The sequence below is a fragment of the Pseudomonas sp. B21128 genome, assembly GCF_044218865.1.
Taxonomy (GTDB): domain Bacteria; phylum Pseudomonadota; class Gammaproteobacteria; order Pseudomonadales; family Pseudomonadaceae; genus Aquipseudomonas; species Aquipseudomonas iridis.
The window spans coordinates 117,200-137,476 of sequence record NZ_CP162590.1; the positions used below are offsets into that span (position 1 = coordinate 117,200).

General features: G+C 60.2%; 18 protein-coding genes and 1 pseudogene. 8 read left to right on the forward strand and 11 right to left on the reverse strand.

The window, feature by feature from the left end; genetic code table 11:
• Window positions 1-401: 401 nt before the first annotated feature.
• Window positions 402-1,376, forward strand: a complete 975-nt coding sequence (locus AB4P91_RS00535; protein ID WP_395604092.1) for a 2-hydroxyacid dehydrogenase — start codon at window positions 402-404, stop codon at window positions 1,374-1,376.
• Between the two features lie 112 nt (window positions 1,377-1,488).
• On the opposite strand, the gene AB4P91_RS00540 is transcribed toward AB4P91_RS00535, so the two are convergent.
• The gene (locus AB4P91_RS00540; RefSeq protein ID WP_395604093.1) at window positions 1,489-2,391 is read right to left on the reverse strand and encodes a DMT family transporter; all 903 of its coding nucleotides are present in this window, start codon (window positions 2,389-2,391) and stop codon (window positions 1,489-1,491) included.
• A 139-nt stretch (window positions 2,392-2,530) separates the two neighbouring features.
• On the opposite strand from AB4P91_RS00540, the gene AB4P91_RS00545 reads away from it, so the two are divergent.
• Window positions 2,531-3,406 (forward strand): helix-turn-helix domain-containing protein, encoded by an 876-nt coding sequence (locus AB4P91_RS00545; protein WP_395604094.1) that lies wholly within the window; start codon window positions 2,531-2,533, stop codon window positions 3,404-3,406.
• A 143-nt stretch (window positions 3,407-3,549) separates the two neighbouring features.
• Here the strand turns inward: AB4P91_RS00545 and AB4P91_RS00550 are convergent, their stop codons facing one another.
• The 6 genes from AB4P91_RS00550 to AB4P91_RS00575 form a co-directional block, all read right to left on the reverse strand.
• The gene (locus AB4P91_RS00550; RefSeq protein WP_395604095.1) at window positions 3,550-5,979 is read right to left on the reverse strand and encodes a TonB-dependent siderophore receptor; all 2,430 of its coding nucleotides are present in this window, start codon (window positions 5,977-5,979) and stop codon (window positions 3,550-3,552) included.
• 158 nt (window positions 5,980-6,137) lie between these two features.
• Window positions 6,138-7,127: a FecR family protein gene (locus tag AB4P91_RS00555; protein WP_395604096.1), complete on the reverse strand. Its 990-nt coding sequence runs from the start codon at window positions 7,125-7,127 to the stop codon at window positions 6,138-6,140.
• Entirely contained in the window at window positions 7,124-7,690 is a 567-nt protein-coding gene (locus AB4P91_RS00560; RefSeq protein WP_150594988.1) for an RNA polymerase sigma factor, read from the reverse strand. Before AB4P91_RS00560 ends, AB4P91_RS00555 begins: the two co-directional genes overlap by 4 nt.
• Window position 7,691: 1 nt before the next feature.
• Entirely contained in the window at window positions 7,692-8,018 is a 327-nt protein-coding gene (locus tag AB4P91_RS00565) for a DUF3325 domain-containing protein (protein WP_150594989.1), read from the reverse strand.
• Window positions 8,018-9,604 carry a PepSY-associated TM helix domain-containing protein gene (locus AB4P91_RS00570; RefSeq protein WP_395604097.1) on the reverse strand — a complete coding sequence of 529 codons (1,587 nt, stop codon included), beginning with the start codon at window positions 9,602-9,604 and terminating at the stop codon, window positions 8,018-8,020. The genes AB4P91_RS00565 and AB4P91_RS00570 overlap by 1 nt, the downstream gene beginning before the upstream one ends.
• Complete coding sequence (locus AB4P91_RS00575; protein WP_150594991.1) at window positions 9,601-9,906, reverse strand: DUF3649 domain-containing protein; 306 nt, start codon at window positions 9,904-9,906, stop codon at window positions 9,601-9,603. The genes AB4P91_RS00570 and AB4P91_RS00575 overlap by 4 nt, the downstream gene beginning before the upstream one ends.
• Window positions 9,907-10,097: 191 nt before the next feature.
• On the opposite strand from AB4P91_RS00575, the gene AB4P91_RS00580 reads away from it, so the two are divergent.
• The 3 genes from AB4P91_RS00580 (at window position 10,098) to fecA (ending at window position 13,949) form a co-directional block, all read left to right on the forward strand.
• Window positions 10,098-10,586: a sigma-70 family RNA polymerase sigma factor gene (locus AB4P91_RS00580; RefSeq protein WP_150594992.1), complete on the forward strand. Its 489-nt coding sequence runs from the start codon at window positions 10,098-10,100 to the stop codon at window positions 10,584-10,586.
• Entirely contained in the window at window positions 10,583-11,515 is a 933-nt protein-coding gene (locus AB4P91_RS00585; protein WP_395604098.1) for a FecR domain-containing protein, read from the forward strand. The genes AB4P91_RS00580 and AB4P91_RS00585 overlap by 4 nt, the downstream gene beginning before the upstream one ends.
• Window positions 11,516-11,615: 100 nt before the next feature.
• A complete protein-coding gene (gene fecA, locus AB4P91_RS00590) occupies window positions 11,616-13,949 on the forward strand; it encodes a TonB-dependent Fe(3+) dicitrate receptor FecA (RefSeq protein WP_395604099.1) in 2,334 nt (777 codons plus the stop codon).
• Window positions 13,950-14,239: 290 nt separating this feature from the next.
• On the opposite strand, the gene AB4P91_RS00595 is transcribed toward fecA, so the two are convergent.
• Both AB4P91_RS00595 and AB4P91_RS00600 read right to left on the reverse strand, forming a co-directional pair.
• Window positions 14,240-14,644: an HPF/RaiA family ribosome-associated protein gene (locus AB4P91_RS00595; RefSeq protein WP_150594995.1), complete on the reverse strand. Its 405-nt coding sequence runs from the start codon at window positions 14,642-14,644 to the stop codon at window positions 14,240-14,242.
• A gap of 200 nt (window positions 14,645-14,844) precedes the next feature.
• Window positions 14,845-15,792 (reverse strand): LysR substrate-binding domain-containing protein, encoded by a 948-nt coding sequence (locus tag AB4P91_RS00600; protein ID WP_395604100.1) that lies wholly within the window; start codon window positions 15,790-15,792, stop codon window positions 14,845-14,847.
• A 135-nt stretch (window positions 15,793-15,927) separates the two neighbouring features.
• On the opposite strand from AB4P91_RS00600, the gene AB4P91_RS00605 reads away from it, so the two are divergent.
• Window positions 15,928-17,304 (forward strand): L-serine ammonia-lyase, encoded by a 1,377-nt coding sequence (locus tag AB4P91_RS00605; RefSeq protein ID WP_395604101.1) that lies wholly within the window; start codon window positions 15,928-15,930, stop codon window positions 17,302-17,304.
• Between the two features lie 243 nt (window positions 17,305-17,547).
• Window positions 17,548-17,865, forward strand: a complete 318-nt coding sequence (locus AB4P91_RS00610; protein ID WP_150594998.1) for a DUF3509 domain-containing protein — start codon at window positions 17,548-17,550, stop codon at window positions 17,863-17,865.
• Here the strand turns inward: AB4P91_RS00610 and AB4P91_RS00615 are convergent.
• Window positions 17,862-18,362 carry a phosphate-starvation-inducible protein PsiE gene (locus tag AB4P91_RS00615; protein WP_150594999.1) on the reverse strand — a complete coding sequence of 167 codons (501 nt, stop codon included), beginning with the start codon at window positions 18,360-18,362 and terminating at the stop codon, window positions 17,862-17,864. The genes AB4P91_RS00610 and AB4P91_RS00615 overlap by 4 nt on opposite strands.
• Before the next feature lie 326 nt (window positions 18,363-18,688).
• Between AB4P91_RS00615 and AB4P91_RS00620 the strand changes: the two are divergent.
• Window positions 18,689-18,943: pseudogene (locus tag AB4P91_RS00620) on the forward strand (YebG family protein); the annotation flags it as partial.
• 145 nt (window positions 18,944-19,088) lie between these two features.
• Here AB4P91_RS00620 and AB4P91_RS00625 read toward each other — a convergent pair.
• The gene (locus AB4P91_RS00625; RefSeq protein ID WP_150595001.1) at window positions 19,089-20,108 is read right to left on the reverse strand and encodes a Glu/Leu/Phe/Val dehydrogenase dimerization domain-containing protein; all 1,020 of its coding nucleotides are present in this window, start codon (window positions 20,106-20,108) and stop codon (window positions 19,089-19,091) included.
• Between the last annotated feature and the right edge of the window lie 169 nt (window positions 20,109-20,277).

Consider the following 20,277-nt stretch of genomic DNA (forward strand, 5'->3'; position numbering starts at 1 on the left):
GCTGCAGCTCTTGATCTTGATCCACGGGCGACGTCGGAAGGCTGAGCGGAGGGATTGATCCGGGGATGGGAGCGCAGCGACCGTTTGGCGAAGCCAAACACATCGAAAGGAGGTGCAGCGAAGCAAACCGGAAGCGATGCCCCCGGATCGATCCCGGAGCGAAGGCACCCCGAGCCCCAGCGAGCGGGCCGCACGTAGGAGCAAGCGTTTTTTTGCTTACTTTTTTTAGGCGTTTGTAAAAAAAGTGAGTCGCCGTAAGGGCGAAACCTCAAGCCGCCATCACAAACAAACCGGATATTCACCCCACCCACCAAACCCTGGTCGGCCCAGAGGCCGCCAAGACACCCCAAAACAAAAATGTTAGCGTGCTTGGCATCAAGCCCGAACAAGAGCCAAAAACGATGAAAAAAACAGTCCTGGCCTTCAGCCGCATCACCCCCCCAATGATCGAACGCCTGCAACAAGAGTTCGACGTCATCGTCCCCAACCCGAAAGCCGGTGACATCAACGCCCAATTCAACGAAGCCCTGCCCCACGCCCATGGCCTCATCGGCGTCGGCCGCAAACTCGGCAAGGCCCAACTCGAAACCGCCGCCAAACTCGAAGTGGTCTCAAGCGTGTCGGTCGGCTACGACAACTACGACCTCGACTACTTCAACGAACGCGGGATCATGCTCACCAACACCCCGGATGTGCTCACCGAAAGCACCGCCGACCTCGCCTTCACCCTGATCATGAGCAGCGCCCGCCGCGTCGCCGAACTCGACGCCTGGACCAAGGCCGGCCAATGGCAAGCCAGTGTCGGCGCCCCGCTGTTCGGCTGTGACGTGCACGGCAAAACCCTCGGCATCGTGGGCATGGGCAACATCGGCGCCGCCGTCGCCCGCCGGGGTCGGTTCGGTTTCAACATGCCGATCATCTACAGCGGCAACAGCCGCAAGACTGAACTTGAGCAGGAACTCGGCGCTCAATTTCGCAGCCTCGACCAACTCCTGGCCGAAGCCGACTTCGTCTGCCTGGTAGTGCCACTCAGTGACAAGACCCGCCACCTGATCAGCCATCGTGAACTGGCCCTGATGAAGCCGAGCGCGATTCTGGTCAACATTTCCCGTGGCCCGGTGGTCGATGAACCGGCACTGATCGAGGCGCTGCAAAACAACCGCATCCGCGGTGCCGGCCTCGACGTCTACGAAAAAGAGCCGCTGGCCGAGTCACCACTGTTCCAGCTGAAAAACGCCGTGACCTTGCCGCACATCGGCTCGGCCACCCATGAAACCCGCGAAGCCATGGCCAATCGCGCCCTCGCCAACCTGCGCAGCGCACTGCTCGGCGAGCGTCCGCAGGATCTGGTCAACCCGCAGGTCTGGCGCGGATAAAAAACAGGGCGAGGGCTCTGCAGCACTCGCCCGTTCATTCTCCCGAGACACCTGATTCGCAACCTGACCGCCCCCTAAAAGTTGCGCGCTGAATGGGCAGCGCTCACAGGTTTCAGGCCAGTTTGCCCTGGCTCGGCACTACGGATGTGCGTGGTTTGCGAAACACCAGCACATTGCCCAGCATCACCAATACCAGGCCCGCCAGCGCCGGCGACGTCCATTGATAACCTTCGGCAAATGCCGAAACGTTCAACGCCACCACCGGAAACAGCACTGTGCAATACGCTGCACGTTCAGGCCCCATTCGCCCGACCAACGTCAGGTAGGCGGTGAAGCCGATCACTGAGCCGGGGATCACCAGGTACAACAACGCGCCGACATATCGCGGGCTCCAGTCCATTTCGAACGGGATGCCTTTGACCAGACACCACACCGACAGCATCGCGGCACCGTAAGCCATGCCCCAGGCGTTGGTGGTCAGCGGTTTGAGCCCGGCCTTCTGTTGCAGGCTCGAGAGCATGTTACCCGCCGAGAAACACAACGTACCGCACAGTGCCAGGCCAAGACCGAGCAAGGTTTGCGGCGTAGCCTGATGGCCGGCCAGTTCCGGCCAGAACAACAGGCCCAGGCCGAACAACCCCAATCCCCCACCCATCAGCACATTGCGGGCAATGCGCTGATCGAAGAACACCCGTGCATTGAGCGCATTCCATAAGGTGGCGGTGGAAAACACCACCGCCACCAGACCGCTGGGAATCCACTGGCTGGCGGTCAAAAAGCACATGAAGTTGACGCAGAACAAACACACTCCCTGCGCCACGCAGATCAGGTGTCCGCGCCGGTTCATCGGTTGCAACCGTCGGCTGAGCAGCAACAGCGCAAACAGCACCAGCGCGGCCAGGCCAAAGCGGTAAACGATCGACACTGGAATCTCCACCACGCCCAATTGCCATTTCAAGGCAATCCAGGTGGTGCCCCAGATCAGCACGGTCAGCAGATACAACGACAGGTTCATGATGGACACTCCTCAATTGATTTTCAGTGTCCGCTGCGGCCTGGAGACCGCGCTTGCATAAACTTGCGCTTTTGTCGGCCGACTGGCTGGCAGCGCGAAGGCGACGGAGTAGGATGCAAGTCGTTGAAGAGAACCGATCATGGCCGCCATCGAAAACCTGCAAGTCTTCCAGGCACTTAACCGCTCGCCGAACGCATGCCTTGTGCACAGCGCCGAGCTCGGTGACGGTTTGTCTGCGGCCCTGTGGACCAATCACCACGACGCCCAGGAATACGAAGCGCCGAGCCATCACACCCTCTCGTGCTATATCGCCGGTGGCACTGGCACGTTTCGTCGCGGTCAGCCGGGCCACAAGGGCGGGCCGGACAAGCTGTGCATCCTGCCGGCGGATCACGAATCAGGCTGGGTGATCAATGGCGATATCCGCCTGGCGCACCTGTATTTCAGCGCCGAACAATTTGCCCTCGGTTGCGTGACGTTGCTCGATCGCGAGCCGCGCGAGATGCAACTGCGCGAGCAGACCTTTCTTGAAGACCCGCAGCAAGCGCAGCGCTTTCGGCAACTGCTGAACCTGAACTGGGACGAGCCGGCCGAACGTTTGCTGATCAGCAGCATCGCCCATGAATTGATCAGCCATACCTTGCTCAGTCAGGTCGGTGCGCGTCAGGGTTTGCGCCTCAAGGGCGGGCTGGCACCGCACCAGCGCCGGCAACTGGTGGACTTCATCGACAGTCAGTTGGCCGAGCCGATCAGCCTGGGGCAACTGGCCGGGTTGTGTGCATTGTCGGAATATCACTTTGCGCGAATGTTTCGCGTGAGCTTCGGGCTGCCGCCGCACCAATACGTGCTGGCCCGGCGCTTGAGCCGGGCGCGAGAGTTGTTGCGGGGGACGGCGTTGCCATTGGGGGAGATTGCCCTGGTGTGCGGGTTTGCCAGTGCGAGTCATTTCACCAATCGGTTCAGGCAGGTTTTAGGTGGGACGCCCGGGGAGTATCGGCAGGCGTTTTTGCGTTAGATCAGTGATTTTCGCTGCCTGTCAGGGCCTCATCGCTGGCAAGCCAGCTCCCACAAAGTCTTCAGTCGCTCAAGAAATATGTGCTCGACCCAGATCCTTGTGGGAGCTGGCGAGCCAGCGATGAACGATGACGCGGTTGCGGATCAGAACTCCAAAGTGCTCGACAACGAAACCTGCCGCGAATCGCCCATCGACACAAAGAACCGGCTCGCCGACGAGGTGTAATAAGTGCGGTCGAACAGGTTCTTCACGTTGAGCTGGAACTTGACCTTCTGCCCTTCGATTTTGGTGTCGTAAGTGGCGAAAGCGTCGGCCACGGTGTAGCTCGGCAGATCGAAATCATTCACCGCGTTACCCGCCCGCTCACCGACGTAGCGCGCCCCGGCGCCAACGCGCAACTGATCGCCGCCGATCACGCTGCCGAAGTCATACACCGCCGACAATGAGCCGCTGTTCTTCGCCACGTTTTGCAAACGCTTGCCCTTGTATTCCGGGTCTTCAGTCACTTCGGCATCGGTGTAGGCGTAGCTGCCGATCATGCTCCAGCGGTCGCTCAACTGACCGGTCATGTCTACTTCCAGACCGCGGGAGCGCACTTCACCCGCTGCGCTGTAAATCGTCGTCGGGCCTTCGGAATTGGCCACCAGCACGTTGCGTTTCTTGATGTCGAACAGCGCGATATTGCCGGTGATGCGCCCCGGCATGTCCAGCCGCGCACCCAGCTCCCACGACTTCGCTTCTTCCGGCGCGATGCTGCCGTCGAGCACGGTGCTGCTGCCGCTCAGCGGGGCGATGGTCGAGTTGGGTTTGAACGATTCGGTGTAGCTGCCATAGAACGACAACTCGTCGGTATAGCGATACACCAGACCGGCGCGCGGCACCCACTTTTGCCCGTTGCTGTCGGTGTTGGCCTTGAACGGCACGCCTTTGCCGGCGTACTGGTCGTATTCCTGAAAACGTCCGCCGGCGACCAGAATCCACTGGTCGTTGAGGTGGATGGAGTCCTGCAAAAAGACCGAGTCGCTGCGCAGTTCATCGGTCTGTGCGCTGTCGGCGGCACTGACCGTGGAGCCCTCGACTTCACGCCCATACACCGGGTTGGTGTAGCTGAAGGTGCTCAGGCTTTTCTGGCGGATCAGGTCGGCGCGGTAGATCTTGCGGTACTCGTCATCGACGCCGAACACCAGGTCATGCTGCATGCCCAGCACGTTGACTTTGCCTTCAAGGCTGGCGGTGGTAAAACGGTCGGTGCTGATCGCGCCGTGGGTGCCGTCCATGCTGCGGGTCAGCGTGCCTTTGTTGTAGTCGATGTTGGTCACGCGGACCTGGCTGGCGTCGTAGGTTTCGCGGTTCCAGCTGTAGCCGAAATGGGCTTTCCAGTCGTCGTTGAGTTCGTGATCAGCTTCGAAGTGATACAGATCCGAACGCCCTTCCATGTCGTTGAACGGCTCGTCGAGACGCTGCTTGCGCGAGATGTCCAACGGGTGATTGGTGCGCGGATCGATCAGCGTGCCACGGTCGAACGGGGTGAGAAACTCGCGATGTTCATAAGCGAATAACAGCTGGGTACGTTCGCCATACCAGGCCAGCGAAGGGGCGATCAACGTTTCCCGATGAGTGCCGAAATTGCGCCAGTAATCTTCGTCGACATGATCCACCACCATGCGATAGGCCAGCCCGGAATCGCCCAGTGCGCCCGTGCTGTCGAAGGTGCCGCCGCTGCCGTTCTTGCCGTCGCCGTAGGTCGACCCGGTGTAGGTCAACGCATTGTATTGCGTCAGTTCAGGTTTCTTGCTGACCAGATTGACCACGCCGCCCGGATCCTGAATACCGTACAACAAAGAAGCCGGGCCTTTGAGCACTTCGACGCGATCGACCGTGGCGTTCATGCCACGCCCCTGCACGATCGGCATGCCGTCGCGCATGATCGAGCCGTTGCGGTTATCACCGAAGCCGCGGGTCATCACCGAATCCTGGGTGCTGCCCAGCGTGTTGCCTTGGGTGATGCCGCTGACGTTAGCCAGCGCGTCGTCGAGATTGCGTGGCGACTGATCGCGAATGACCTGCGCCGGGATGACATTGACGGTCTGCGGGATTTCCTGAAGCGAGGCCGAGGAGCGCATCACCGAGCTGGTTGGTAACGGCTGATAACTCGTCGACTCATCACGCATCGAGGTGATGGTGGTGGCGCCCAGATTCAGCGCGCCTTCGGTGGGCTGCGGCTCAAGTGCCAGGGTGTGACTGTCGGTGCGGCGAAAGCTCAGGCCGGAACCAGCAAGCAGGCGTTGCAGCGCTTGTTCTGCATTCATCTGCCCATTGACGGCTGGCGCCGTGAGGCCGTACGGCGCTTCATCGGTGTAGACCACGCTTTGACCGGTGACGCGGCTGAAGTCGCTCAGGGCTTGCGGCAACGGCTTGGCAACCAATGCAAAATTGAATTGCTTTTGCGCCTGGCTGTTGACGGTTTCAGCGGCGAGCGCGACGCCCATCGGCAACAGCGCCAACGCCGAAAAAGTTAATGCCGAAACGCCCAACCATTGTTTGACCGAACCCGATTTTGCCCTGGACTTCATTGCTCAATGACCTGTGTAGAACCGCAACGGATGCGAATGACTCGCAGTTTCAGTCACTACACGGATGGGGCTCGGGTTTACCTCACTCTATTTCTGAAATTATTTTTCGAGAGATGTGTTGTCTGGTCTGACGCCTGCTCGCGAAGAGGCCGGCAACGTCAGCGCAAAATAATCATCTGCTCTAACACCCGATGCTGCTCAAACCCCAAGACTCCCTGCAGGGAATTGAGCACTGCCTGCGGATCCTTGCTCGGAAAACTGCCGCTGACCCTGCGCGCCGCCAGCTCATCGTTGAGCAAGACGATCCGCCCCGGGTAATAGCGGCGAAGATCCTGCACCACGTCCGCCAGCGTCGATTTGTAGTAAGTCAGCCAGCCTTGGCGCCAGGCCAGTTGCGCCTCGCTGTCAACCGCATGCAGTTTTTCCGCAGCCCCGTCACCATAAGCCACTTGCTGGCCGGCGGTGAGAATTTGTTGCTCGCCCCCTTGATCGGCCGTCACGCCGACGCGCCCGGACAACACCGTCACCTGCGCCCCATGGGGTTGCAGACGCACTTCGAATTGCGTCCCAAGCACCCGCGCCTGGCCCTTCTCGGCCTCGACCACAAATGGATCGCCCGTGTGCGTGACGCTGAAAAACCCGGCGCCGCGACGCAACTGCACATGGCGCTTGCCCTGGCTGAAATCCACGGCAATGGCACTGTCGGCGTCCAGCGTCACCTGCGATTGATCGGCGAGGGTTATGGTGCGGACTTCGCCCGGCGCAGAAACATAGTCGGCATTGAGATCATCCAGCCAACGCTGCGGTTGCCAGCCCGTTCCGAGGCTGATCATCAACAACAGACACGCGGCCATCGCCAACCCGCCGGACCAGCGCAAGAGCGGCGAGCGACGCGGGCGATCCATGGCGTTGAGATAGCCTTGCAGCGCGAAAGCCTCTTCATCGGCCAACGTTTTCGCCGGGCCTTCACTCAATTCCCAGATTACCTGCGCCTGGGCGTAAGCCTCGGCATGGGCGGGGTCGGCGCGCAGCCATTGGCTGAACGTGAGTTGATCCCCTGCGCTGGGCCGATCATGCAACAGGCTCAGCCAGGCAAAAGCAGCCTGTTCCTGGGCGGGCGTCGGAGTGACGCAGTCGGTGTGCTTCACGGTGCTTTCCCTGGCGTGCGTGGCGCGGGTTCGCGCAGGCTGGCCTTGCAGGCCTCGAGGGCGCGCATCATATGTTTTTCCACGGCGCTTTGGGACAGGCCCATGGCTTTGGCGATGTCCGCGTACTTGCGGCCGTGTATTCGATTGAGCAAAAAGATCTGCCGGGTGCGTTCGGGCAAGGCGCGCAACGCCGCTTCGACATGGCGCAGATCATTACCGGCTTCGAGCGCCGCTTGTGGTTCGCTCCCGTGGCTATCCGGCTCGTCGGGTTGCCAGCCTTCGTTGACGCGCACCCGCGTGCCTTCACTGCGCAAATGGTCGATGGCGATGTTGCCGGCGCAGCGCAACAGGTAGGTGCTGAGCTCTTCGACCTGTACCAGCGGCCGGCGCCAGAAACGTAAAAACAGATCCTGCACCAGATCCGCCGCCGTCGCCCGGCAGCCAACGCGGCGGCTCACCAGCGCTTCCATCTGTGAACGCTGGGACAGGAACACCTGAAGAAAATGCGCACGTGCGCCACGCGGCTCGTCGTCGCGCGATTCCGGGGGATGACCGATCAGCACGTCAGCACGGCGCCCAGGCTGCGACCGGACTGGCCAACAGACTCATACCGGCCAGCGCCAAAGCCAGGCGCGGGCGATACGGCAGCAACAGCACCAACGCCAGGGCGCTGAGCATCAGCACCGCGAACCAGTCGACCAGGCCCAAACTCCAGCCGTTGCCTGTGACCGCCGCCCAAAGTGACAAACCCAGCAGCAACCACCCCGCCAGCTTCAGGGCCTGCCCCCGTCGCGTCGACGGTTTATGCCCGAGCAATTCATCGTGGTGCCGAGGCATCGACAGACACAATGCCGTGAACCCGGCGTAGCACAGTAAAAGCGCCAGCAGCATCAGTTTGTCCCTTGCTCGAGCGTGACGGCCCGAGGCATTTCGCGACGAGCTTTTTTCACGCTGACGGTGTTGCCGACGCGCTGCATTTTCCACGCGGCCCACGCCAGAAAAACACCTGTTCCCAGACAGGTCAGGTCGAAACCGGCGAGCACCCAATCGCCCTGCGCCAGCGTCACGCCAAGGTTCCACGGCGTGGTCAGCGCATTGATCAAGGGCAACGCGATAAACAGCAAGGCGCCCAACGCCAGCTGTTCAACCCAGGCTTTGCGTCCCGGGCGCAACAGCGCATGCACGACGCTCAAACCCCAGGCGATAAAGAATGCATTCACTTCCCAATCGGCACGCCCGGCCAGACTCACGGGCAACAGCCGATTGGCCAGGAAGAACACCGCCACCGCCGTCACCAACCCGGCCATGCTGGCAATGTTCAGCACTTCCACCAGGCGCAATTCGAACGGCATGACGCCGCTCTTGGCATGTTTGAGCTGACGCTTGCCGAGCCAGATCACCAGCCCGGTGCCGATCATCGCCGTACCGGCCAGACCACAGATGAAATACAGCCAGCGCAATACCGGCCCGGCGAAATGGCCCATGTGCAGACCGTAGAACGCGCCACTCACAGCCATCGCCACAGGCTGATTGGCTGAACTGCCGAGCATCTGCCCGGTGACGCCGTTGAAGGTCACCGCGCTGCCGAAATCATGAACCACACGGTCGCCCGCACGGGCCAGTACCACCGTGGCATTTGCATCGCCCGGATTGCTCACGGACAGTCGTGCGGTGGTGCCACCCGACCATTGCTCGCTGGCCTTGGCCAGCAGTGGTGCCATCGGAGCCAGTGCGGCAGGAATGTTGGCCCGTTCCGGCGCTTTCGAGGCCGGAAAAACCTCATCGTAAAACTTGCGCGCGTCGCCACCATAGGACGCCAGAATGCTCGCCGGCATGACCATCGACATGAAAATCACCAGACTGCTGTAGGTGATCATCAAGTGAAACGGCAGCACCAGAACGCCCACGGCGTTATGCCCGTCGAGCCAGGAACGCTGGCCTTTGCGCGGGCGGAACGTGAAGAAGTCCTTGAAGATTTTTTTGTGGGTGATGATCCCGGTGATCAGCGCGACGAACATCACCATGGCGGCAATCGTCGCCAGCCAGCGGCCCCACGGATAAGGCATTTGCAGCTGAAAATGGAAGCGGTAGAAGAACTCGCCGCCCATGCTTTCGCGCCCCTGCACCTGGGCACCGGTTTGCGCGTCGAGGGTTTTCGATTCGAACCGGCCACGCTCACCGGGTTTGGCTGGCGCCTGTTGCCAACGCACGGTCAGGCCGGGATCGCGGGCATTGGGCAAGTCGATCAGCCAACGCGTGGCGCCGGCCGCGTGTTGCTGCAGGTAATCCTGCGCCAGCGTCAGGCTCGCCTCGGCATTGATCGGCCGTGCGGGAATTTCCGGCTGCATCCAGTGGCTGGTTTCGTCGTTGAAGTAAGCCAGGGTTCCGGTCAGGAAAATCGCAAACAGCAACCAGCCGAATACCAGCCCGGTCCAGGTGTGCAGCCATGCCATGGCCTGGCGGAAACCCTCTTTCATGCGAAACCCAACCCCCGCGCCGCGCCGGAAATGGTCGCCAGAATCACACTCGGCACCAGCAAACCGACCCATGCCGACCACGCCGTACGACAGGCAAAACACCAAAGCACCGCGACCAGATAGACCAGAAAGGAAACGGTCATGCCCGTCACTACGGCTTCGGCGCGGCTCAATGGCAGCCACATCGTCAGGGTGACGCTGGCCAGCGCGGCCACCAGATAGCCGCCGAACACCGCCGCCAGCACCCGCGAGGTAACGGCCAGACGATAGGACAGCGGGAGTGTGGCGAGTTTGGCTCTCATGTTTCGACCCTGAAACGAAAAACGTCCGGCCGACAGGCCGGACCAACAGGCGACCGAGTTTAATGATAAATATTCTCATATGCAAAAGCATCTGATTGCCGGCAAGCCACCTGCGCCCCTACAATGCGAACCATTCTTGTTCTCTAACGCATGCTTTCTGCCGCAGAGCGAAAGCGCCCGGAGCACTACCGTTGCCATCCGCCCATCCCGTCGAATCGCTTTATCAGGCTCACCACAGCTGGCTTACCGGCTGGCTGCGGCGCAAGCTCGGCTGCCCGGACAGCGCGGCGGATCTGGCCCAGGACACCTTTATCAAAGTGCTCACCGCGCGCGAGCCAGCGGTGATCATCGAACCACGCGCCTTCCTCACCACCCTCGCCAAACGGGTTTTGTTCAATCACTACCGCCGCCAGGATCTGGAGCGCGCCTATCTGGAAACATTGGCGCAGATGCCGGACGTGGTGGCGCCGTCGGAAGAAGACAAAGCAATCATCCTGCAAACCCTGATCGAGCTGGATCAGTTGCTCGATGGTCTGCCACGTCAGGTCAAACGCGCATTTCTATTGGCGCAGGTCGATGGCCTGACCTACCCGCAGATCGCCGCTGAACTGGGTATTTCCGTGGCCACGGTCAAACGTCATCTGAACAAAGCGGCGCTGCGCTGCTATTTCGCGCTATGAATCAAGCGCCGGATTTTTCCTCGCACGTGGCTGAACAAGCGGTGCACTGGCTGATGGAAGTGCAGCAAGGCGCGCTCACCGCGCGCCAGCAACTGGCGTTGCAGCAGTGGCTGGATGCCCAGGGTGAGCACCGCCGCGCGTGGGAACACATTCAACGAGTCAACCAGCGTTTGCGCGGTGTTTCTTCACCGCTGGCGCATGCGGCATTGAACAGGCCGAAGTCCGGCAGCCGACGTCAGGCACTGAAACTGCTGCTGATGCTCGGCGCCGGTTCTGCCGCCACCTGGGGCCTGCGCGAGCACAATCCGCTGCCGTCGCTGCTCGCCGATTACCGCAGCCCGATTGGCCAGCGTCGCAAGATCGGGCTGGGGGCGGACGATCAGTTGCAACTGAACACGGGCAGTGCGGCAGACGTGCGCGTCGATCAACGTTTGATCCGCTTGCTGGAAGGCGAAATCTTCCTGACGGCCGCGCAACCGTTCGAAATACACACCGCGCAGGGCATTCTGAAAACCCGGGGGGCACGACTCAATGTGCGGCATTTTGCCGACCGCACACAGGTTGCGCTGTTTGCAGGTCAAGTCGAACTGACCACCAGCGAACGCGCGCCGATGCTGCTGCCCGTCGCTCGCCAACTGAGTTTCACCATGACTGCCGCCAGCGACGCCACACCACTGGACGCCAACAGTGGTGCCTGGGCGGACGGCATGTTGGTGGCCGCGCAGATGCGCCTCGGCGACTTCCTCGAAGAACTTGGCCGCTACCGGCGCGGGCAGCTCAATTGCGATGCCAAGGTTGCCGGGTTGCTGATCTCGGGGACGTATCCGCTGGACGACAGTGAGCGGATTCTGGATCTGCTGGAAATCAGCTTACCGGTGAAGGTGAAGCGCTTTACCCGCTACTGGGTCAATGTTGAGGCGCGGGTTTAACGGCGATCTTTTGAGCTTGAAAATAAATGAGCCGTTTTTCAGATCTGGCGTGACAGAGAAGGAAAGCCCCCTTGATTCAACCTTCTCAGGATCATCCACCATGCACCCCACCCGCCTCACGCCACTGGCCCGCTGCCTGCGCAATCTCATCCTCGGCGCCAGCCTGAGCTTCAGCGCCCTGCCCGCTGCAATGGCCAGCGATGCCAAGGCGTATCACATCGCACCGTCTTCGCTGGAAAACGCCCTTAATCAGTTCGGCCGTGAAGCCGGGGTGCTGATTTCTTTCGGTTCGCAAGTCACCAGCGGCGTGCAAAGCCGTGGCCTGGAAGGCAATTACACGACCGAGCAAGGTCTGGATGCATTGCTCGAAGGCACCGGTTTGCAAGCCCGCGCCGAGGGCAACAATGCGTTCAGCCTGCAACCGGTCAATGATGCAGCACTGGAGCTGGACACCTCGAAAGTCGTCGGCGACTGGCTCGGCGACGCGGCGCAGGTCAACGTGTTTGAACATCCCGGCGCCCGCGACGTGATCCGCCGCGAAGAGTTCGAACGCCAGGGTGCGACTCAGGCACGCGATGTGCTCAACCGTATCCCCGGCGTCAACGCTCCGGAAAACAACGGCACCGGCAGCCATGACATGGCGCTGAATTTCGGCATCCGTGGTTTGAACCCGCGCCTGGCGGCACGCTCGACCGTGTTGATGGACGGCATCCCGGTGCCGTTCGCCCCTTACGGTCAGCCGCAGTTGTCGTTCGCGCCCATCAGCATGGGCAACATCGACGCCGTGGACGTGGTGCGTGGCGGCGGTGCAGTGCGTTACGGCCCGCAGAACGTCGGCGGCGTCGTCAACTTCGTCACCCGCGCGATTCCTGACGAGCCGACGGTCAAGGGGGGCTTTCAGACCGAGACCAGCCCTTCGTCGAGCCACGACGGCTTCAAGACCAGCGCCAATCTGCTGGCCGGCGGCACCAACGCCAACGGTCTGGGCGGCGCCCTTCTGTATTCCGGCACCCGCGGTGGCGACTGGCGCGAACACAGCGACACTGAAATCGACGACCTGATCCTCAAGGGCAAATATCAGCTCGACGATGCCAACAGTTTTAACGCGATGGCCCAGTATTACGAAGGTAAAGCGGACATGCCCGGCGGTTTGAACGTCGCTGATTACGATGCCGATCCGTATCAATCGACGCGCCCGAAAGACCAGTTCTGGGGCCGTCGCACGATGTTCAACTTCGGTTATCGCTATCAGGAAGATCGCCGCGAATTCACCGCCAACACCTTCTTCACCAAAACCTTGCGCAGCGGTTATCTGGACCAGGGCACGTTCCTGTCGCTGTCGCCACGCGAGTATTGGGTGCGCGGTTTCGAAACCCGTTTCGCCCAAGGCTTCGACCTCGGCCCGACCAGCCATGAAGTCGGCGTCGGCTACCGCTACATCAACGAGGCCGGCCACGAATTGCGCTATCGCACGCCGATCGCCAGCAACGAATACCCGACCACCAACAGCCGTAACGACCGCGACACTCGGGGCGGCACCGAGGCCAATGCATTCTTCGTCGACGACCGCATCGACATCGGAAAATGGACGATCACCCCGGGCGTGCGCTACGAGATGATCGAATCCCAGCAGACCAACAACCTGACCAACGTCAAATACAAGGGCGACTACAACACCGCACTGCCGGCGTTGAACGTGCTTTATCACCTGACGGATAACTGGAATCTGTACGCCAACACCGAAGGTTCGTTCGGCAGCGTGCAGTACAGCCAGATGCCCAACCGGGTGACCAGTGGTGAGGTCAAACCGGAGAAGGCCCGCACCTGGGAACTGGGCACTCGCTATGACAACGGCGCATTGCGCGCGGAAATCGGTGCGTTCCTGATCAACTTCGACAACCAGTACGAAAGCAACCAGACCAACGATTCTGTGATCGCCCGTGGCGAAACTCGCCATCAAGGCATCGAGACCAGCATCAATTACGCGCTCGATGACTTGAGCCCGGCACTGGCCGGCTTCGACGTCTATGCCTCCTACGCCTATGTTGACGCGTCCATCCGCGAAGATGGACCGAACAAGGGCAATCGCGTGCCGTTCTCTTCCAAACATAAAGGCACGGTTGGCGTCGGTTATACCGAAGGGCCGTGGAAGTTGAATCTGGACAGCAGCTTCCAGAGCGACCAGTTCGCCGACAACGCCAACACCTCAAAAGAAAGCGCTGACGGCAGCACCGGCAAGATCCCGGGCTACATGCTGTTCAGCAGCCGTGCAGGTTACGACTTTGGGCCGCAACTGTCGGATTTGAATGTGGCGGTGGGCGTGAAGAACATCTTCAACACGCAGTACTTCACGCGGTCGTTCGATGACAACAACAAAGGGAAGTATGTGGGTGAGCCGCGCACTGTATACGTGCAGACTTCTGTGGCGTTCTGATGTTTTGAAGAGCCCCTCACCCTAACCCTCTCCCGGGGGGAGAGGGGACTGATTGGGGGATGCTGCAGAGATACGCCGACCTGATCCTGCTTCACCGAATCCGTAATCGGCGCGGTATTTCAGGTCGATGGAAAACGCCAGACACCTCAATCGGCCCCCTCTCCCTCCGAGAGAGGGCTGGGGTGAGGGTTTGGGGCCTGAGCCGTGCACGACACTTGGCAACACCACAAACAAAAACGGGCCTGCTTTCGCAGGCCCGTTCTCATTGGGTGACTTGAATAATCAGCGCATCAACTGTTGATCGCTGCCTGTTCGTTCTCTAGAAACTCTTCTTCCAGCAGCGAATCGTTCGCTTTGCTGAACGGCACCACAGCGGCGCGTGGTTTACCTCGCAGTTTGCCAAAAAGGTGTTCCAGCGCGTGCTCGAGTTTTTCGGCAGCGCCATCGATTGCCAGTTCCAGCGAATCGGCTTTATGGGTAACGGAAACTGGTTGATGGCCTTTTGGCCGCGCTTCCAGTTGGCAGCGCAAGTCATGGGGACCTGGTTTGTCACCGTTCTCGTCGCTCAGATGGACTTCGACACGGGTCAGGTCTTCTTCATAACGTTCGAGCGTGCTCTCAATGGTGGTGCGTACCCACTCCTCCAGTCGTTGACTACTTTGAATATGGTTATCGCTGTTGACTTGGATTTGCATAGTTCATCCCTTATTTCAGCTAGCTCGCGAGAGGCCTCGAATTGAATTTCCTGACCCCTTGGTTACAACAATCGGCCCGACCGTCGAACATTTCAACCCCTGAAAAAAGATAAATATTCATTCGCAGAAAAAGCCGGACAACCGGACAAAGCACTGGTAAGGTCGGGAGTTGGGTCGCCATGCCTTCCTGCAAAATCTGCTCACAATTGCCCGTCGTTCAACGGGTGCAAGCCGCGAAAAATCCCTGCCTCCTCTACCAGCCAGTCGTGCACTGCACGCACGCCCGGATGACTCAACGCGCCCGGCGCATAGAGCAACACGTAACGTTTGTGATTAGGCACCGACAGCCCGAACGGCACAATCAACGCGCCCCGCTCCAGCTCATCATTGAGCAATGTGCGCCGCGCAATCGCGACGCCCATGCCGGCAATTGCCGCTTCGATGGTCAGGTGATTGCGATTGAAGGTATGCCCACGCCGCACGTCGGCGCCTTCGAAGCCGATCGCATTCAAATAAAATTCCCATTCCGCATATTCATAACTGCCGCGCCAGGCGGTGATGTCGTGCAGCAAGGGAAAATGCACCAGGTCCACCGGCCCGTGCAGCGGCGGGCGCCCGCGCAGGAGGCCTGGCGCGCACACTGGGAAAATCTGCTCATCGAGCAACGCTGTGGATAACAATCCCGGGTAACTGCCGTCGTTAAGGTCGATGGCCAAATCGAAATCGCCCTCATGCAACGGCACGCTGCTGTCCTCGGCCACCAGTCGCAACTGGATGTCCGGGAAGCGCTGCTGCAAGCGCGGCAAACGCGGCGTCAGCCATTTGCTGAGGAACGATGGAATCGAGCGCACCCGCAGGATCCCGCTGATCATCCCGGCGTCCAGTCGACGCAATTCGGCGTCGATGCTGCCGTACGCCTCATTCACCGTGATCGCCAGCCGCTGGCCCTCCGCACTCAATTCCACGCCCCGCGCACGCCGGTGAAACAGCCGAAAGCCGAGGCGCTCTTCCAATTGGCGGATTTGCTGACTGACCGCGCCCGGCGTGATGTGCAGCTCTTCAGCACATCGGGTGAAGGAAAGGTGCCGCGCGGCACAGGAAAACACCTGCAGCCAGACGTAGGTCTGCGCATGCAATTGACGACTCATCGTTTAGTCCTGCTAAAGGCTGTCTTAGGAAGTTTCGTTGGTCACGTCCGACCGAGCGAGGCAGTATCGCCGACATTGCGCTTGTCCGACAAAAAATGGCAGCGATTCCTCCTCCATTGCTTGTAAGGGTTTAGCATGGCTATCAGTGTTTTCGATCTATTCAAAGTGGGCATCGGCCCGTCCAGCTCCCACACCGTCGGCCCGATGCGCGCCGCCGCGACCTTTGCCCAAGCGCTGAGCGATCAACGTCTGCTCAATGATGTGTGCCGCGTTGAAATCCGTTTGTACGGGTCGCTGTCGGCCACCGGCGTGGGTCACGCCACCGACCGCGCCACGATCATGGGCCTGATGGGCGAATGGCCGGACAGCATCGACCCGGCGACCATCGATGCGCGCATCGAGCAACTGCGCAACACCGGGCAACTGCCCCTCGCCGACGGACGGTCGATTGCCTTCGACTGGCAAACCGATCTCCTGCTGCTGGACGAGAGCCTGCCCTACCACCCCAATGCGATGTCGCTGACAGCCTTTGGCGAATCTGCCGAACTGTTTACGCAGACGTACTACTCGGTCGGCGGCGGCTTCATCATCGAAGCGGCGGAAGCTGAGTCAGGTGTGGCGCCGTCCGGTGACGTGGTGTTGCCTTACGATTTTTCCAGCGCCGCCGAGTTGTTGTCACTGTGCAAGCAGCACAACCTGCGGGTGTCCGAGCTGATGATGGCCAATGAACGTGCCTGGCGCAGCGATGCGGACATTCGTCAGGGCCTGTTGCATATCTGGTCAGTGATGCGCGAGTGCGTCGAGCAGGGCCTGCGCCACGAAGGCATCCTGCCCGGCGGTCTGAAGGTGCCGCGCCGTGCAGCGAAACTGCATCGCAGCCTGCTGGAAATCGGCAAACCGAATGTGATCAGCTCGACGCTGTCGGCGATGGAATGGGTCAACCTGTTCGCCCTCGCCGTCAACGAAGAAAACGCGGCCGGCGGGCGCATGGTCACCGCGCCGACCAACGGCGCAGCGGGGATCATTCCGGCGGTTTTGCACTACTACATGAAATTCAACCCGGACGCGTCTGACGATGACGTCGTCGCTTTCTTCCTGTCCGCGGCCGCCGTCGGCATTCTGTGTAAGAAAAATGCGTCGATCTCTGGCGCCGAAGTCGGTTGTCAGGGCGAAGTCGGCTCGGCCTGCGCCATGGCTGCCGCCGGTCTGGCCGAAATACTCGGCGCCACTCCCGAGCAACTGGAAAACGCCGCCGAAATCGGCCTGGAACACAACCTTGGCCTGACCTGCGACCCGGTCGGCGGCCTCGTGCAAGTGCCGTGCATCGAACGCAATGCGATCGCTGCGGTGAAGGCCATCAATGCCACACAAATGGCCCTGCGTGGCGACGGCAACCACTTCATCTCACTCGACCGGGTGATCCGCACCATGCGCGATACCGGCGCCGACATGCATGACAAATACAAAGAGACTTCACGGGGCGGTCTGGCGGTGAACTGGGTGGAGTGCTGATCGGCCTGACTGCACTGTCTGCGCTCACCTGCCCGAAAATCGACCAGAAATGAACAAGGCGAGCCCAGTGCTCGCCTTGTTGTTGCCGGATTCATTGTTCGACAATTTTCCCGGCATGCACCTTGCTACCGCTACAAGAGCAATTTCGCGAAATGGCCACGGAATGGCCGATGGTCTGGTTGGGCGAACCAACCCGATCACGGTCGGTCAACAACTGCACGTTCAATCAGGCGGTGACGCATCATGGACAACCCTTTTCAGATCATTACCGATGCCTTCGCGCCGGACTATCAGATCAATCTGAGCATTCAAGGCCTGGACGGCAGCATCATGCTGACCCTGTCCAACAGCGGCCGGATCGTGGCCAAGCGGATGATCAGCGCCGAACAGCGCAATGACCCTAAACGCCTCAAGCTGCTGGTGCAAAGCATTCAGTTCGGTATCGCCATCGAACAGGGCCACAGCGCCATGGCGATTCTTGAAGCCATGACCAGCGGCGACGGGCTGACCCCGCCACCGCCACAGCTCAAAGGCCAGTCGCGGCCATCGGCCGGCCTTTAAAGTTCGCCCTTCTCGACATCGGGATGCTCACTCGAACCCGTACCGACTTTGCGTTGCGGGTATTCGATTTTCACCGAAGGAAATTGCGACGACGCGTAACGCACCACCAAAATCGAAAATGCCAGCAGCAGAATGCCGCCGCACAGGTAGATGATGCCCATGTCCGGGGGATTGTGGTGCGAGACGTTGGAGATCAGCAGTCGTGTCAGCGCAGTGATCGCCACGTAGATCAGGAATCGCACCGGCATGTGATTGGTCTTGAAATAAATCCCGACCATCGCCCCCAGCTCCAGATAGATGAACAGCAATAGAATGTCATCGATCTTGATGTGCCCGACTTCGAGCATCCCGAGAAACTCCATCACCGCTGCATACGCGGTCACCGCACCAATGGCGAACAGCGCCAGGTAGTGAAAAGTCTCGACGAACAGGTTGCCCAGGGACTCGGCCAGTTGATGCACTTTTTGCCGCAGGTTCTCGGCCCAGTTGATTTTCACGATGATGTTCCTTAGCCCGATTCGAGCGGATGATGCGTGTTGGACGTGACGGTTTTCTGCACGCGCCTGATTTCATGCAGAAACAGGGCCACGCATCATGGCGATGTGCCGCAAAACCCGCGCTGTGGCGTTTGGTCGCACATGCCCTGCTCAGGTGGGGTGAGCCTGCTTGCGAATCGCAGCCACACGGCTCGACTGACAAACCCTGAATTCGGTCTACATTGAAATGCCACTACCCAAAGCGCAGGGATTCGCTTATCCTTTTCGCTGTATATAGATACAGTAGTCGCAAAGACAACTAAATGTGAAGGCATGTGAGGTGGTGAATGGCCGTCGAAGTGGTATACCGCAGCAGCCGAGATCTGGAGCGCTTGTTCATGGATAAAGCCGAAGCTGACCGTCATGACAAAATGCTCGAACTGGCCGAATATCTGGCCGATGTGTTGCAAAAAGCCGTTCCGTCCCTGACTGAACAGCAAGTGGAAGAAGCCGGGATCTACATGGCGAAGAACCGTGATGTATTCGCCCGGGCCTTCAAGAGCCAGCCTGATGCACTGTCGGAGCTGATCAATGCGCCGGCCGAGCCGGTCGAAAAAGCCGAGGTGGAAGAATCCGCTGAAGCGCCGGTCAAGCCAGCCAAAGCGGCGAAAGCTGCAAAGTAGTTGATGCCCGAATTGAATAGGCCCTGAGTCAAATGGCTCAGGGCCTTTTTCATGCCTGCGAAACTCAGCGATACAAAACTCTTTCCGCCAGCTCATCCGCCACCCGTGCCGGTGAGCGTTTCTCCGCCTGCGCATGGGCAAAAACTTCAGTCAGCCGCGAGCTGATTTTCGACAGGTGCGCGGTAATGGTGGTCAATTCCTCACCGCGATGTTTCAGCGAGACGTAAATCAGCCCACCCGCATTGATCACATAATCCGGCGCATAAAGAATGCCGCGCCGTTCCAGTTGATCGGCCACATCCAGATGCGTCAGCTGATTGTTCGCCGAACCGGCCACCGCCGCGCAGCGCAGTTGCGCCACCGAATGGCTATTGAGCACACCGCCCAGACCACACGGCGCAAGGATGTCGCACGGCGTGCTGAGCAACGCATCGTTGGCGATAGGGTGAGCATTAAGCTGTTCCATCGCCAGTTGCACCTTGCCGTGGTCGATGTCGCTGACCAGCAACTCGGCGCCGGCGGCGTGCAGTTGCTCGGCCAATGCATAACCGACATTGCCCAGGCCCTGAATCGCCACGCGCAAGCCTTCGAGGTTGTCACTGCCCAGGCGCGCCATCGCCGTGGCACGAATGCCGGCGAACACACCCATCGCCGCGTGTGGCGCCGGATCGCCGGCCGAGGTGGTGCTGGTGACGTGCTGGGTCTGTTGGGCGATGCAATCCATGTCCGCCACCGAGGTGCCGCTGTCGATGGCGGTGATGTAGCGACCGTCGAGCTGGTCGATGCACCGGCCGAAGGCTTCGAACAGCGCTGCACGATTTTCAACATGAATCGGGCGCACGATTACCGCAACGCCACCGCCCTGCGGCAACCCCGCCAACGCGGCCTTGTAGCTCATGCCCTGAGCGAGGCGAATGGCGTCCTCGACGGCGGAATCGTCGTTGGGGTAGGCAAGATAACGACACCCGCCCAGGGCTGGGCCCAGGCGGCTGTTATGGATGGCAATGACCGCCTTCAACCCGCAAACCGGGTCGACGCTAAGGTGCAGCGATTCCAGGCGAGTGCTTTGCATGAGCGCAAACATCGTTGGGCTCCCGAATCACTTCTTGTAGAACGCCAGTATAGGCTTGCGCCTGAAAATTGCTGGAGCGCGCCGGAATAAGCAGGCGTGCCGACGACGGCTTTACGGCATATCTCTCAACCTGTTAACCGAGCCACTGGACGAATCCCGCGGACGGGGCTAAAACGAGGCA

Bases quoted from the DNA above. Each gene is read 5' to 3' on its own strand.
- AB4P91_RS00535 (WP_395604092.1), top strand. From the start codon at position 402: ATGAAAAAAACAGTCCTGGCCTTCAGCCGCATCACCCCCCCAATGATC.
- AB4P91_RS00540 (WP_395604093.1), bottom strand. From the start codon at position 2,391: ATGAACCTGTCGTTGTATCTGCTGACCGTGCTGATCTGGGGCACCACC.
- AB4P91_RS00545 (WP_395604094.1), top strand. From the start codon at position 2,531: ATGGCCGCCATCGAAAACCTGCAAGTCTTCCAGGCACTTAACCGCTCG.
- AB4P91_RS00550 (WP_395604095.1), bottom strand. From the start codon at position 5,979: ATGAAGTCCAGGGCAAAATCGGGTTCGGTCAAACAATGGTTGGGCGTT.
- AB4P91_RS00565 (WP_150594989.1), bottom strand. From the start codon at position 8,018: ATGCTGCTGGCGCTTTTACTGTGCTACGCCGGGTTCACGGCATTGTGT.
- AB4P91_RS00570 (WP_395604097.1), bottom strand. From the start codon at position 9,604: ATGAAAGAGGGTTTCCGCCAGGCCATGGCATGGCTGCACACCTGGACC.
- AB4P91_RS00575 (WP_150594991.1), bottom strand. From the start codon at position 9,906: ATGAGAGCCAAACTCGCCACACTCCCGCTGTCCTATCGTCTGGCCGTT.
- AB4P91_RS00585 (WP_395604098.1), top strand. From the start codon at position 10,583: ATGAATCAAGCGCCGGATTTTTCCTCGCACGTGGCTGAACAAGCGGTG.
- fecA (WP_395604099.1), top strand. From the start codon at position 11,616: ATGCACCCCACCCGCCTCACGCCACTGGCCCGCTGCCTGCGCAATCTC.
- AB4P91_RS00595 (WP_150594995.1), bottom strand. From the start codon at position 14,644: ATGCAAATCCAAGTCAACAGCGATAACCATATTCAAAGTAGTCAACGA.
- AB4P91_RS00600 (WP_395604100.1), bottom strand. From the start codon at position 15,792: ATGAGTCGTCAATTGCATGCGCAGACCTACGTCTGGCTGCAGGTGTTT.
- AB4P91_RS00605 (WP_395604101.1), top strand. From the start codon at position 15,928: ATGGCTATCAGTGTTTTCGATCTATTCAAAGTGGGCATCGGCCCGTCC.
- AB4P91_RS00610 (WP_150594998.1), top strand. From the start codon at position 17,548: ATGGACAACCCTTTTCAGATCATTACCGATGCCTTCGCGCCGGACTAT.
- AB4P91_RS00625 (WP_150595001.1), bottom strand. From the start codon at position 20,108: ATGTTTGCGCTCATGCAAAGCACTCGCCTGGAATCGCTGCACCTTAGC.